Annotated in this window: 10 protein-coding genes; 5 read left to right on the top strand and 5 right to left on the bottom strand. The window is 68.2% G+C overall.

Annotated elements, in window-relative coordinates; translation table 11 throughout:
* Positions 1–76: 76 nt before the first annotated feature.
* Both FBZ87_RS22725 and asnB read left to right on the top strand, forming a co-directional pair.
* Positions 77–1,771: a methyl-accepting chemotaxis protein gene (locus FBZ87_RS22725; protein WP_186454922.1), complete on the top strand. Its 1,695-nt coding sequence runs from the start codon at positions 77–79 to the stop codon at positions 1,769–1,771.
* A 115-nt stretch (positions 1,772–1,886) separates the two neighbouring features.
* Positions 1,887–3,815 (top strand): asparagine synthase (glutamine-hydrolyzing), encoded by a 1,929-nt coding sequence (asnB, locus tag FBZ87_RS22720; protein WP_145612870.1) that lies wholly within the window; start codon positions 1,887–1,889, stop codon positions 3,813–3,815.
* Here the strand turns inward: asnB and FBZ87_RS22715 are convergent.
* A complete protein-coding gene (locus FBZ87_RS22715; RefSeq protein ID WP_145612869.1) occupies positions 3,776–4,708 on the bottom strand; it encodes a LysR family transcriptional regulator in 933 nt (310 codons plus the stop codon). The two genes, asnB and FBZ87_RS22715, sit on opposite strands and share 40 nt — an antisense overlap.
* 130 nt (positions 4,709–4,838) lie before the next feature.
* Here FBZ87_RS22715 and FBZ87_RS22710 point away from each other — a divergent pair, with 130 nt between their 5' ends.
* Complete coding sequence (locus FBZ87_RS22710) at positions 4,839–5,636, top strand: type 1 glutamine amidotransferase domain-containing protein (RefSeq protein ID WP_145612868.1); 798 nt, start codon at positions 4,839–4,841, stop codon at positions 5,634–5,636.
* A gap of 63 nt (positions 5,637–5,699) precedes the next feature.
* Entirely contained in the window at positions 5,700–5,996 is a 297-nt protein-coding gene (locus FBZ87_RS22705) for a putative quinol monooxygenase (RefSeq protein WP_145612867.1), read from the top strand.
* Positions 5,997–6,000: 4 nt separating this feature from the next.
* Here the strand turns inward: FBZ87_RS22705 and FBZ87_RS22700 are convergent, their stop codons facing one another.
* On the bottom strand, positions 6,001–7,026 hold the full coding sequence (locus FBZ87_RS22700) for an NAD-dependent epimerase (RefSeq protein WP_145612866.1): 1,026 nt from the start codon (positions 7,024–7,026) through the stop codon (positions 6,001–6,003).
* 168 nt (positions 7,027–7,194) lie between these two features.
* Here FBZ87_RS22700 and FBZ87_RS22695 point away from each other — a divergent pair, with 168 nt between their 5' ends.
* Positions 7,195–7,422, top strand: a complete 228-nt coding sequence (locus FBZ87_RS22695) for a hypothetical protein (RefSeq protein ID WP_145612865.1) — start codon at positions 7,195–7,197, stop codon at positions 7,420–7,422.
* A 19-nt stretch (positions 7,423–7,441) separates the two neighbouring features.
* On the opposite strand, the gene FBZ87_RS22690 is transcribed toward FBZ87_RS22695, so the two are convergent.
* The 3 genes from FBZ87_RS22690 to FBZ87_RS22680 form a co-directional block, all read right to left on the bottom strand.
* Complete coding sequence (locus FBZ87_RS22690) at positions 7,442–7,891, bottom strand: toll/interleukin-1 receptor domain-containing protein (protein WP_186454921.1); 450 nt, start codon at positions 7,889–7,891, stop codon at positions 7,442–7,444.
* A gap of 251 nt (positions 7,892–8,142) precedes the next feature.
* The gene (locus FBZ87_RS22685; protein ID WP_145612863.1) at positions 8,143–11,217 is read right to left on the bottom strand and encodes a multidrug efflux RND transporter permease subunit; all 3,075 of its coding nucleotides are present in this window, start codon (positions 11,215–11,217) and stop codon (positions 8,143–8,145) included.
* Positions 11,218–11,292: 75 nt separating this feature from the next.
* Positions 11,293–12,549 carry an efflux RND transporter periplasmic adaptor subunit gene (locus tag FBZ87_RS22680; RefSeq protein WP_145612862.1) on the bottom strand — a complete coding sequence of 419 codons (1,257 nt, stop codon included), beginning with the start codon at positions 12,547–12,549 and terminating at the stop codon, positions 11,293–11,295.
* Between the last annotated feature and the right edge of the window lie 365 nt (positions 12,550–12,914).

Below are 12,914 nucleotides of genomic sequence, written 5' to 3'. Positions count from 1 at the left end.
GGCCCACAGGAATTCAAGAAGACGGGCGTAAGCCGGCTCAGGACTGGTGGCCAAGATTGGTGAAAGGATGAAGGTGATGCGGTTCGATGATCTTCCCATGGCGTTGAAGCTGTTCGCGGCCCCCGCGATCGGGCTGGTGGCCCTGGTGGCGATGGCCATCGCTTCCCACCAGGTGGTGGGCGGCATCACCACTACCGCCAAGGATGTGGGCGAGGTCCGTTTCGAGGCCACCGCCGAATTACTGAGCGCATCCAGCGAGCTGAACGGCGCCGCCAAGGATCTCTATTACGCCCTGGCGGCCGCCACCGCCGGTGGTGACGCCAAGACCTCCGTCGCCATGCTGGACGGCGTGGTCCAGCGCATGGGCAAGGCGAAGGAGGCGGTGGAACGCGCCAAGGATCGCCTGCCCGACGGCAAGACCAAGGCAGAGCTGGCCACCGTGGGCCAGGACATCGACAAGCTGGGCCAGCCGGTGGGTTTCGTGAAGGACATGCTGGGCATCGACGCCCAGTCCGCCGTGTCCTTCCTGGAACCGCTGCGCGCCAGCCTGCAGGGCGTGCAGGACCGGCTGAACGCCGCCGCCGCGCATGAACGGACCACCGCCGCCGCCGCCATCAAGGACATGGACGCCAGCGCCACCGCCACCCAAACCCTGTCCACCATCATCGTGCTGATCGTGGTGCTGGGCGTGGCCGCCATCACCTTCGTCATCGTGCGCATGCTGAAGGGGTCCATCGACCGCATTTCCAGCGCCACCGAGGCCCTGGCCGCCGGCAACACCGCCGTGAACATCGAGGCGCTGGCCCGCAAGGACGAACTGGGCGCCATCGTCGGCGCGCTGGCCGTCTTTCGCGCCAACCTGGTCGACCGCGATCGCCTGACCCGGGAACAGGCCGAGGCGGAGAAGCGGGCGGAGGGTGAGAAGCGCCAGGCCTCGTTGCGCATCGCCGACAGCCTGGAAAGCTCCGTCCACAGCCTGGTGGAACGCCTGAACGCCGCCGTGCAGCAACTGGCCGGCAACGCCCGGGGCCTCAGCGACCAGGCCCAGGTGGGGCAGGAACGCACCACCGTGGTCGACCGCGCCGTGACCGAGGCCAACAGCAACGTGCAGGCCGTGGCCAGCGCGGCGGAGGAACTGTCCGTGTCCTTCGGGGAAATCAGCGGCCAGGTCACCCGTGCAGCCACCATGGCCACCAACGCCCGCGTCCGGGTGGAGGAAAGCACCCAGCAGATGGAACGGCTGCAGAACCAGGGCGATCGCATCGGCTCCGTCGTGCGCCTGATCAGCGAGATCGCCAGCCAGACCAACCTGCTGGCGCTGAACGCCACCATCGAGGCGGCGCGGGCCGGTGAGGCCGGCAAGGGCTTCGCCGTTGTGGCCAGCGAGGTCAAGAGCCTGGCGACCCAGACCGCGAAAGCCACCGAGGAGATCGGCGGCCAGATCACCAGCATGCAGGGAGCGACACGCGAGGCCGTCCAGGCCATCGCCGCCATTCAGCAGACGGTGAACGAGATCACCACCATCTCCTCCGCCATCGCCGCCGCCGTGGAACAGCAGGAGGCCGCGACCCGCGAGATCGCCCGCAACGTCCAGATGGCGTCCCAGGGCACGGCCGTGGTGGCGGAGAACGTGGCCGGCCTGCAGGCCATCGCCGACAGCACCCACCGCTCCAGCGACGAGGTCCTGTCCTCTTCGCAAATCCTGGGGACGGAGACGTCGGCGCTGAGCGCCAGCGTGTCGAAGGCCATCGCCTCGCTGCGCGCGGCCTAAGGGCGCTGCCCAACGCAAAGTGGCGGCTGGCGCAATTCGCTGGCGGCTGACCGGTAACGCCCTGTATTCCTGGATATCCCCGTTACGGGGAATCCTGGAATCACAGGGCGGAACCATGTGCGGCATCGCGGGGCTTTGGGTATTCGGGGGGGCGGACGGCACCCGGCTGGCGCGCCAGGCGGGCGTGATGATCGACCGACTGGCCCATCGCGGGCCCGATGACCGGGGCGTCTGGCAGGATGACGCCGCCGGCGTGGCGCTGGCCAACCGCCGCCTGGCCATCATCGACCTCTCCCCCCTGGGCCATCAGCCCATGACCTCGGCCGACGGCCGGGTCACCGTCGCCTTCAATGGCGAGATCTACAATTACCAGGACCTGCGCCAGCAGCTGGTGGGGGAGGGGGTGGCCTTCCGCGGCCAGTCCGATACCGAGGTGCTGGTGGAGGCCATCGCGCGCTGGGGTGCCGCCCGCGCGCTGGCCGCCTGCAACGGCATGTTCGGCCTGGCCATCTGGCTGGCGGAGGAGCGCCGGCTGATGCTGGTGCGCGACCGGCTGGGGGAAAAGCCGCTCTACTGGTCGCTCGGCAACGGCGTGCTGCTGTTCGCGTCCGAGCTCAAGGCCGTCAGGGCGGAGCTGGGCTATCACGCCGTGCCGGACGAGGCGGCGCTGGCCGATTATTTCCGCCACGGCTTCATCCCGGCGCCGCGCACGGCCTTCACCGGTATCCGCCAACTGCCGCCGGGCACCTGCATGACGGTGTCGGCCGACGGCAGTGCCGAGACGCGGGCCTATTGGTCGGTTGCGGACGCCGCCCGCCGCGCCCTGGCGGCCCCTTTGACGCTGGAGGATCCCGAGATCCTGCGCCTGACCGGCGACCTGCTGACCGACGCGGTGCGCCGGCGCATGGTGTCGGACGTGCCGCTGGGCGTCTTCCTCTCCGGCGGCATCGACAGCGCCCTGGTGGCGGCCCTGATGCAGGGGCAGAGCGCCACCCCCATCCGCAGCTTCACCATTGGGTTTGGGGAGGCGGAGTTCGACGAGTCCGCCGCGGCCGAGGCAACGGCCAAGGCCCTGGGCACCGACCACACCACCTTGCGCGTCGGGGCCGCCGACGCGGTGGACCTGGTGCCCCACCTGGCCGGCATGTATGACGAGCCTTTCGCCGACATCTCCGCCATTCCCACGGCCCTGCTGTGCCGTCTGGCGCGCCGCCACGTGACGGTGGCCCTGTCCGGCGATGGCGGGGATGAGGCCTTCGGCGGCTATTCCCGGCACCTGTGGGCGGGATCCGTCGGCCGGTGGCGGCGGCGGCCGGCTTGGCTGCGCCACGGCCTGGCCCGCCTGGATGCCGCCGTGCCTGACGCCTGGATCGACGGCGCCGCCCATCTGCTGAGGCCGCACCTGCGCCAACCGTCGGACAAGGTGGGCAAATTCCTGGGCGCCGTGGCGGCGGCGGACGAGGATCAGGCGTATATCGCCATGCTGGGCATGAAGGCCGATGCCATCCTGCGCCCGGGCTTGGCGTTCGAACCGTCCGCGCCCGTGACCTTGCCGCCCATTACGCCCTCGGGGGGCGCCGACCCGACGCTGCGCCTGCAGCTGCGCGACCTTGCCCGCTATCTGCCCGATGGCGTGCTGGTCAAGGTGGACCGCGCCAGCATGGCCGCCGGCCTGGAGGCGCGGGCGCCCCTGCTGGACCCGCGCGTGGTGGAATGGGGCCTGCGCCTGCCGCTGCACCAGCGCCTGCGCGATGGGCGGGGCAAATGGATGCTGCGCCGGCTGCTGGCCGACCGTATTCCGCCGGGTGCCGTCACCGCGCCCAAGACCGGCTTCGGCGCGCCCCTTGGTGTCTGGCTGCGCGGCCCCTTGCGCGACTGGGCGGCCACCTTGCTGGACACCGCGCCCCAGGACAACCTGATCCAGGCGCCGGTGGCGGCCACCCTGTGGCGGCAGCACCTGTCGGGCCGCCATGACCACGCCGGCCGCCTATGGACCGTGCTGTCCTACCTGTCCTGGAAGGCCACGGTGGCCGAGGCCGACTGAAGCTCCCGCGCCACGTCGGTCATCAGTGACCGCAGCCAGCGGTGGGCCGGGTCGTGGCGGTAGCGCACATGCCAGGCCATATCGACGGGAAAGGTGCCCAGGTCCACCGGCGCCGGCAGGATGCGCAGGCGCGGGTCATGGGCCAGGCGGCGGCAGATCAGGCTGGGCAGCGTGGCGCAATAGTCCGTGACGGCGATCATCTCCGGCACCGCCAGGAAATGGGTCACGGATACCGCCACCTCGCGTTTCACACCCCTCTGCTGCAGGGCCTGGAACAGGCCGGCGCGCATGCGGCCCGGTGGCAGCACATTCACGTGCTTCATGCGCTCATACTGGTCGCGGGTCAGGGTGTCACCCACGTCGGGGTGGCTGGCCCGCACCACGCAGGCCAAGCCCTCATCCATCAGGTGCTGCACGATCAGATTGTCCGGCGGATCGACCAGCCGCCCCAGCGCCATGGCCGTGGTGCCGGAAATGACACCCGTGTCGGCCAGGTCGTTGCCATAGGGGACCAGGCGCAGTTTGATGCCCGGCGCCACATCCCGCAGCCGCGCGACGACCGCCGGCATCAGCGCGAACTCGACATAGCTGTTGGGGGCGATGGTCAGCAGGCGATCCGCCTGCGCCGGGTCGAATTCCTGCTGGCCCAGGATGGCGTCATCGATCCTGGCCAGCGCCTCCGCGATCACCGGGGCCAGGTCCAGGGCCACTGGCGTGGGCTGGATGCCATAGCGTTCACGCACGAACAGCGGATCGCGCAGGACCAGGCGCAGGCGCGCCAGCGCGTTGGACAGCGCCGGCTGCGTGATGCCCAGCCGCGCCGCGGCCCGGGTCACGTTCCGCTCCTCCATCAATGTCACGAAGACTGGCAGCAGGTTCAGATCGTAGCGCATCAGTTATAATGTCATATGAATATCTAAAATAACAGAAATAAAGTTCTGAAATATGTCCCGCCGGCGCATGGTTGGGCCATCGCGAACGACGCGACCCTGATCAAACGGACCCAGTCCAACGGAGGATGAAATGAGCAAAGGCACCGTGCTTGTGGTTGGCTCCAACGCCACGCGGATCGAAATCCAGGGCGGCGGCTGGGGCGCCACCGGCCAGTATCTGAATGAGACCGTCGTGCCGGTCCTGGCCCTGATCGAGGCCGGCTACGAGGTGGTCCTGGCCACGCCTGACGGCACCAAGCCGACCATCGACCCGAATTCGGACAGCGCGAAGCATTTCGGCGGTGATGAGGTCGCCTACCAGCGCGCCCGGACCTTCTACGCCAACGATCCCGCGATGAACCAGGTGCGCACCTTGCGTGCCGTGGTGGCGGAAGGGCTGGACGGTTACGCCGGCGTGTTCGTGCCCGGCGGCCAGGCGCCCGGGGTCGACCTGATGCAGGATGCCGACCTGGGGGCCATCCTGCGCCACTTCCATGGGCAGGCCAAACCCACTGCCCTGCTGTGCCATGGCCCCATCGCCGTGACCGCCGCCCTGGTCCATGCCCGCGAGTTCCGCGCCGCCCTGATCGCCGGTGATGCCGACCTTGCCAAGAAATGGGCTGAAGGCTGGCAGTATGCCGGGTACAAGATGACCGTCTTCTCCAACACCGAGGAGAAGGTGGTCGAGGATAACGTCCTGCACGCCAAGCTGTACTTCAACGTGGCCGACGCGCTGCAGACGGCGGGTGGCGAGGTCGTCACCACCCCGGTGAACTTCCAGCCCCATGTGATCGTCGACCGTGAACTCATCACCGGTCAGAACCCCGGATCCGACCACCCGCTCGCGGCCGCCTTGGTCCAGGCTCTGGACCGCGCCGTTGCGGCATAAAGACGACCCTGCGGCGGGGCCTTCCCGGTCCCACCGCCTCTCCCTCGAAAGGAACAGAGCCCCATGACCCACACCGTGAAGATCACTGCCATCCTCATCGCCCGGCCGGGCAAGCTGGACGAGCTGAAGGCCCTGTTGGCCGGCATGGTGGCGCCCTCTCGGGCCGAGCCGGGCAACCTGCGCTGGGACATTTGGCAGGACCAGGCCGACCCCAACCGCTTCGTGCTGGATGAGCTGTACGTGGACAACGACGCCATCGCCGCCCACCGCGCGACGGCCCACTTCCAGAACTATCTGTCCAGGATCAACGACGTGGCCGAGCGCACGTCCATGGTGCTGAACCCGGTCGAGGTCGCCTGACGGTTCAGGCCGGTTTCCCGCTGGCCCGGTAGGCGCGGAACCATTCCACGAACCGCGCCACGCCCTCTTCCACCGGCGTGGCGGGGGCATAGCCGATGTCGCGGGCCAGGTCGTCGATGTCCGCCCAGGTGGCGGGCACGTCGCCGGGCTGGATGGGCAACAGGCGGATGTCCGCTGTCATGCCCAGCTTTTCCTCCAGCAGGCGGACATAGCGCATCAACTCCACCGGGCGGTCGCTGCCGACGTTGTACAGCCGATAGGGGGCGACGCCGCTGCTGGCGGGATCGGGCCGGGCGCCGGTCCAGGCCGCGTCGATGGTCGGCGGGCGATCCAGCAGGGCCAGGATGGCCGACACCACGTCGTCGATGTAGGTGAAGTCGCGCCGCATGCGCCCTTCGCCGTAAACCTCGATGGGCTGCCCCTCGACGATGGCCTGCGCAAACTTGTACAGCGCCATGTCCGGGCGGCCCCAGGGGCCGTAGACGGTGAACAGCCGCAGGCCGGTTACGGGAATGCGGAACAGGTGGCTGTAGGAATGGGCCATCAGCTCATTGGCGCGCTTGGTGGCGGCGTAGAGCGTCATGGGGTGGTCGGCCCCCCCATGCGGGCTGAAGGGCATGGCGGTGCTGGCGCCATAGACCGAGCTGGTGGAGGCGTAGACCAGATGGGCGCAGGCGGCCGCCCGGCACCCCTCCAGCACATTGGCGAAACCCACCAGGTTGCTGTCCACGTAGGCGGCCGGATGTTCCAGGCTATATCGCACGCCGGCCTGGGCCGCCAGGTGCACCACCCGGCCGAAGCGGTGGGTGTGGAACAGGTCCGCCACGGCGGCCCGATCCGCCAGATCGACACGCGCCTCGGTGAAGCCGGGGAAGGGGCGCAGGCGGGCCAGCCGCGCGTCCTTCAGGGTCACGTCGTAATAGGGGGTCAGGTTGTCCAGCCCCACCACCGCCACGCCCCGTTGCAACAGGGCCAGCGCCACGTGGTTGCCGATGAACCCGGCGCTGCCGGTGACCAGGACGGGGGACATCGCGGGTGATTTCCTCGGGCCAAGATCTTGGACGCGTTGGCGAATGGCCCTGCCTACCACGTCCGGATGCATAGTGCGACAGTCGCTTGATGCCGCACCCCAAGGGTTAGGTGGGAAGCGGCACGGACTTTGCGTTAACGGCATGTGTATGAAGTCATAGGTGCCACGATGGAAGACATCACCTACTACGATGCCGAGGAAATCCGCCGCAAACTGGAGCGTGCGGCCGATGAACTGGACGCCGCCGGCGATCCTATTTTGGCTCGCAGATTGCGAGAAATTGTCGATTTAGATCGCGCCGGCGATGGTGTGCCGGCCGTGCGTCTGCGCGACAACGGCCGTGCCCGGGGCTGGACGCCCGTTGTATTGACCGGCGGCGTCTCCCCCAGGAAGTAAGGCCCCAGGGGGCGGTGGGTCAGCTGGCCAGCGGTGTACGCTCCAGCACCGCACGGCGGATGGCTACGGCCACCTCGTGCAGGGCCTGGTCCTGGTCGGGCCACAGCGTGACCGGCCGGCCGTCGCGCGGCACCGCCAGCAGGTGGCGCAGCGGCGTGGACAGCCAGTCGCAGGCCCGCAGGATAACGGGAATCACCCGCGCGCGCCCCGTCCGGTGGCGGTCTACCGCGTGCTGCATCTCCCCATCATGGCAGGCGGGGGAGGCCAGGAAATCCGGACTGACCAGCAGCAGCACCACGTCGGCCTCCGCCAGGGCCGTGCCGATGCCGTCCTCCAGCGCGTCGCCGGCCAGCAGGCGCCGGTCGTGCCAGAGGGCCACGCCCTGGCGCTTCAGGGGCGCCAAATGCACTTCCAACCGGTCGCGCAGGGCTTCGTCGACGTGGGAATAGGACATGAACACGCGCACCACGGCAGGCCTCCGCCGATACCAGAACCAAGGATTTTCAGGGCGCTGGCTCATGCGGTCCCACCGCGACGGGGCCGCCGGCCAGCGCGGCGCGCCGTTCCCCCACCCCGATATTGTTCCGCTTTTGTTCTTCTGTCAACGCGGGTGGCCCGGTGCAAAAGGGGACTCACCTTTGGTCAGGGCGCTGCGCCTCCAAAAGAAAACGGCCGGGGACGCCCCCGGCCGTTTCCATGCTCAGCACCGCTGAAGCGCCGTCAGGCGACCTCGGCGATCTCCCGCAGGCGGCGCGAACTGGCGGCCGCCTTGTGATCCTTGGCCAGCAGGGTATAGACCGCCGGCAGGACAAACAGGGTGAACAGCGTGCCGATGGACATGCCGGTCACCACTACCAGGCCGATGGAGAAGCGGCTGGCGGCACCGGCGCCCGACGCGATCAGCAGCGGCAGCAGGCCCACCACCATGGCGGCGGTGGTCATCAGGATGGGGCGCAGGCGCACGCGGGCGGCGTGCAGGATGGCCTCCCGCCGGCCTAGACCTTCCTTCACCTGCATCTCGTTGGCGAATTCCACCAGCAGGATGCCGTGCTTGGAGATCAGGCCGATCAGGGTCACCAGGCCCACCTGGGTGTAGATGTTGATCGAGGTGATGCCGATGAACAGCGGGATCAGCGCGCCGCAGATGGACATGGGCACGCTGACCATGATGACCAGCGGGTCGCGCAGGCTTTCGAACTGCGCCGCCAGCACCAGGAAGATGACGATCAGCGCGAAGCCGAAGGTCATGGCCAGCTGGTTGCCTTCCTCCACGAACTGCCGGGTCTGGCTGAGATAGCTGTGGCTATAGCCGGCCGGCAGCTGCTTCACCTGGTCTTCCAGGAAGGCCACCGCCTCGCCCATGGACACGCCCGGCATGGGCACGGCCTGGAAGGTGGCGGAGTTCATCTGGTTGTAGTGGGTCAGCGCGTTGGGATCCGTGCCCTCCTCCAGGCGCAGGAAGGTGGACAGCGGCACCTGGTCGCCGGTGACGGAGGTGACGTAGAAGCGCGTCAGCTTGTCCGGCGTCAGGCGGTCGATGCGCGGCACCTGAGGGATGACCTCGTACGACCGGCCCTGCAGGTTGAAGCGGTTGACGTAGTTCTCACCCACCATCAGGGCCAGGGTGTCACCGATGCTGGCCATGGTGACGCCCATCTCGTTGGCCTTGGACCGGTCGATGTGGATGCGCACCACGGGGGTGTTGTAGTCGAGGTCGCTGTCCACCACCAGGAACTTGTGGCTGGCGACGGCGGCGGCCTTGATCTTGTCCATCGCCTCATAGAGGGCGGGGAAGCCCTGGGTGCCGTTCAGCACCATCTGCACCGGCAGGCCGCCGGTGGTGCCGGGCAGGGGTGGCAGGTTGAACACCAGGGCCTTTTCGCCAGGCACCTGGTTGAAGGCCGCCTGCAGCGCCGCCAGCGACTGCTGGATGGGCCGGTCACGCTCCCCCCACGGCTTCAGCAGCACGCCGGCGATGCCCTGGCTGGTGCCGGTGGTGCCGCTGATCAGGAAGCGCTCCCGTCCTTCGGGCAGGGTGCCGCCGGCGGCGTCCAGCTGCTGCGCATAGTGCTGGGTATAGTCGATGTTGGCGTACTGCGGGCCCTTGAACACGCTGAACAGGATGCCCTGGTCCTCTTCCGGGGCCAGTTCCGACCGGCCGTGCAGGTACAGGTAGGGGATGCTGGCCAGCACGACCACGGCGAACAGCAGGATGACGGGACGATAGTCCAGCGCCCGGGTCAGCCGCCGCTCATAGAAGTTGGCCAAGCCGTTGAACGCGCGGTCGACGAAGCGCGAGAACGCGGTGTGGTCGCCGCCCTTGGGCAGCAGCACCGACGCCATCATGGGTGACAGGGTCAGCGCCACCACACCCGAAATGACCACCGCACCCGCCAGGGTGAAGGCGAATTCGCGGAACAGGGCGCCGGTGACGCCGCCCAGCAGGCCGATGGGGGCATAGACCGCCGCCAGGGTGATGGTCATGGCGATGACGGGCCCGGCGATCTCACGGGCGCCGACCAGGGCCGCCTGCACCGGCGTCTTGCCCTCCTCCAGGTGGCGGTAGACGTTCTCCACCACCACGATGGCGTCGTCCACCACCAGGCCGATGGCCAGCACCATGGCCAGCAGGGTCAGCAGGTTCAGGCTGAACCCCGCCGCCAGCATCAGGGTGAAGGCCCCGATCAGCGACAGCGGGATGGTGACCACAGGGATCAGCACCGACCGCAGGGATCCGAGGAACAGGAAGATGATGATGATGACGATGACGATGGCTTCGATCAGCGTATGTTCCACCTCGCTGATCGAGGCGTTGATGAAGTTGGTGGCGTCATAGGCCACCTTCATCTCGATGGCAGGCGGCAGGTTGCGCTGAATCTCCGGCAGGATCTTCTCGCGTACGTTCTGCACCATCTGCAGCGGGTTGCCCGTGGGCGTCACCTGCACACCGATGAACACGGCGTTCAGGCCGCTGAACATGACGGCGCTGTTGGTGTTCTGCGCGCCCAGCGAGATGGAGGCGACGTCCTCCAGCCGCACCACGGCCCCGCCCGATGCCTTCACCACCATGCGGCGGAAATCCTCCACGCTGGTCAGGTCGGTGTCGGCGGTGACGTTGGACACGGTGAACAGGCCCTTCACCTGGCCTGGGGCGGACTGCACGTTGTTGTTGCGCAGGGCGTTGGCCACGTCGTCGGCCGAGACGCCGCGCGCCGCCATGCGGGCCGGATCCAGCCACAGGCGCATGGCGAAGGTCTGGCCACCCAGGATGTCGGCCGAGGCGACGCCGTCGACCGTAGCGATCAGCGGCTGCACCACGCGGGTGAGATAGTCGGAGATGGCCGAGCCCGGCAGCTCCTTGGATGCGAAGCTCAGGTACATCACCGCCGTGGTGTCACCCGTCGACTTGGTGATGACCGGGTCGTTCGCCTCTTTCGGGATCAGGTATTTGACCTGCTGCACCTTGGCGATGACGTCGGTCATGGCCTGGCTGGGGTCATAGTTCAGCTTGACGTAGACCGTGACCGTGCTTTGCCCCTGGACGGAGTTGCTGGTCATGTAGTCGATGCCGTCGGCGCTGGCCACCGCCTGCTCGATGGGGGTGGTGATGAACCCTTGCATCAGGTCGGCCGTGGCGCCGGGATAGACGGTGGTGATGCTGATGGTGGTGGACGACAGCTTGGGATACTGCCGGATGGGCAGGGTCGACAGCGACCGCAGGCCCAGCAGCAGGATCAGCAGGCTGACCACCAGCGCCAGCACCGGCCGTTTGATGAATAGATCGGTGAATTTCATGGTCGGGGTGTCCCCTGGAACCGGCCGCGCGCCGCCATGGGCGCGGCCGGTCCTGATTTCGGGTCTATGGCTGGATCAGGGGCGCGGCGTCTGGGCCGGGGCGGGCGGGGGGCCCTGCTCCGACAGGCTCACGGGCGCGCCGTTCTGCAGCTTGTTCTGGCCCACGGCCACCACCCGGTCGCCCGGGTTGACGCCGCTCAGCACCACGACCTTGCCGTCGGCGCGGTCACCGGTCTTCACGAAGACGCGGTCCACGTGAAGGGCAGGCTTGCCGTCCTCGCCATTCACGGGCTTGCCGTCCTTGTCCACGGTGGGGCGCACAACATAGACGCTGTTGCCGTACAGCGAATAATCGACGGCCGTTTCCGGCAGGGTGACTTGGTTGGGCGTGGCCGGCAGCACGACGGTGACGTTGCTGAACATCCCGGGCTGCAGGGCGTGATCCTTGTTGGGGATGGTGGCCTGCAGCTTCACGGTGCGGGTGTCGCTGCTGATCTGGGGATCGATGGCGGTGATGGTCCCCTGGAACACGCGGCCGGGGAAGGCGTCCACGGTCACGCGCACGGTCTGGCCGACGGCCACGCGGCCGCGCTCGCCCTCCGCCAGGGTGAAGTTGGCGTACAGTTCATCCAGGTCGGTCAGGGTGACGATGGCATCTCCGGCCTTGACGTACTGGCCCACATCCACCTGGCGCACGCCCAGCACGCCGTCGAACGGCGCCCGCACCAGCAGCTGGGCGATCAGGGCGTTGGTCTTGGCGATGTTGGCGTTGGCCTGGTCCAGGGCGGCCGCCTGCTGGTCCACCGTCTGCTGCGAGGTCGCCTGCTTGGCCACCAGGGCGCGATAGCGGGCCAGGTCCAGCTCGGCCACCTTGGCCTGGGCCTTGTAGTTGGCCAGGTCGCCCTGCTGCGGCTTGTCGTTCAGCTGCAGCAGGGGCGTGCCGGCGGTCACCGTGGCGCCGGACTGAAACAGGATCTTGGTCACGGACCCGCCCACCTCGGGCGTCACGGTGACCTGGTGGACGGCCTGCAGCGTGCCCACGGCGGGCAGCAACTGCGGCACGTCCTCCGTCTTGGCCACGGCGGTGGCGACCGGCGGCGGCGGTGGCGTCATCTTTTTCAGGATTTGGCCGATCATCACGGGCCTAACGCTACGGTCGAAGTACACGAACAGGCCGCCGATGATGGCCAGGACGATCACCGTCAGGATCATGAACAGGGCGATGCGCGGCGGTCGCTGGCGGCCGTCCTGCCCCCGGTAGTCGGTGCGCGACAGTCCCGTCGGCGGCGCACCCGGTTTCGGCACGGTGGTCACGGTCGATTGGGATTCCATGGTCTTGGTCTCGCTCGGCGCAAAATGCCCGGGTGCCGGCGGGACGATTCCCGCCGGGTGGGCGATGGTGTCGGTCTCGAAATCGCACACGCGCGGCAACGCGCCGCCACGGCATGAACCGGGCGATGGCTGTCCACCGGATGCGAAGGGCAAACCCTTCCGCGCCGTCTCACCCCAGAGGAGGCCCCAGGGGCAGGCGGCTACAGCCGGCAGCGGTGCGCTTTCCTAAACGATGGCCTGTCCCCGGCGATCCGATGCCCCCGCACCCGATCCGTCCGATCCCATGGGCCCTCATTATTGCAGCGGACTATGGGCAGTGCCTCACGCCGCTGCCAGTGAGCGGTGTCACAACACGGCACTCGCTT

It is taken from the genome of Nitrospirillum amazonense, from assembly GCF_007828035.1.
GTDB lineage: Bacteria > Pseudomonadota > Alphaproteobacteria > Azospirillales > Azospirillaceae > Nitrospirillum > Nitrospirillum amazonense.
This window is presented reverse-complemented; position numbering and strand designations above follow the sequence as displayed.

What these genes read in the sequence shown, in the direction of transcription:
- FBZ87_RS22725 (WP_186454922.1), top strand. Translation starts at nt 77, where the DNA reads ATGCGGTTCGATGATCTTCCCATGGCGTTGAAGCTGTTCGCGGCCCCC.
- asnB (WP_145612870.1), top strand. Translation starts at nt 1,887, where the DNA reads ATGTGCGGCATCGCGGGGCTTTGGGTATTCGGGGGGGCGGACGGCACC.
- FBZ87_RS22715 (WP_145612869.1), bottom strand. Translation starts at nt 4,708, where the DNA reads ATGCGCTACGATCTGAACCTGCTGCCAGTCTTCGTGACATTGATGGAG.
- FBZ87_RS22710 (WP_145612868.1), top strand. Translation starts at nt 4,839, where the DNA reads ATGAGCAAAGGCACCGTGCTTGTGGTTGGCTCCAACGCCACGCGGATC.
- FBZ87_RS22705 (WP_145612867.1), top strand. Translation starts at nt 5,700, where the DNA reads ATGACCCACACCGTGAAGATCACTGCCATCCTCATCGCCCGGCCGGGC.
- FBZ87_RS22700 (WP_145612866.1), bottom strand. Translation starts at nt 7,026, where the DNA reads ATGTCCCCCGTCCTGGTCACCGGCAGCGCCGGGTTCATCGGCAACCAC.
- FBZ87_RS22695 (WP_145612865.1), top strand. Translation starts at nt 7,195, where the DNA reads ATGGAAGACATCACCTACTACGATGCCGAGGAAATCCGCCGCAAACTG.
- FBZ87_RS22685 (WP_145612863.1), bottom strand. Translation starts at nt 11,217, where the DNA reads ATGAAATTCACCGATCTATTCATCAAACGGCCGGTGCTGGCGCTGGTG.
- FBZ87_RS22680 (WP_145612862.1), bottom strand. Translation starts at nt 12,549, where the DNA reads ATGGAATCCCAATCGACCGTGACCACCGTGCCGAAACCGGGTGCGCCG.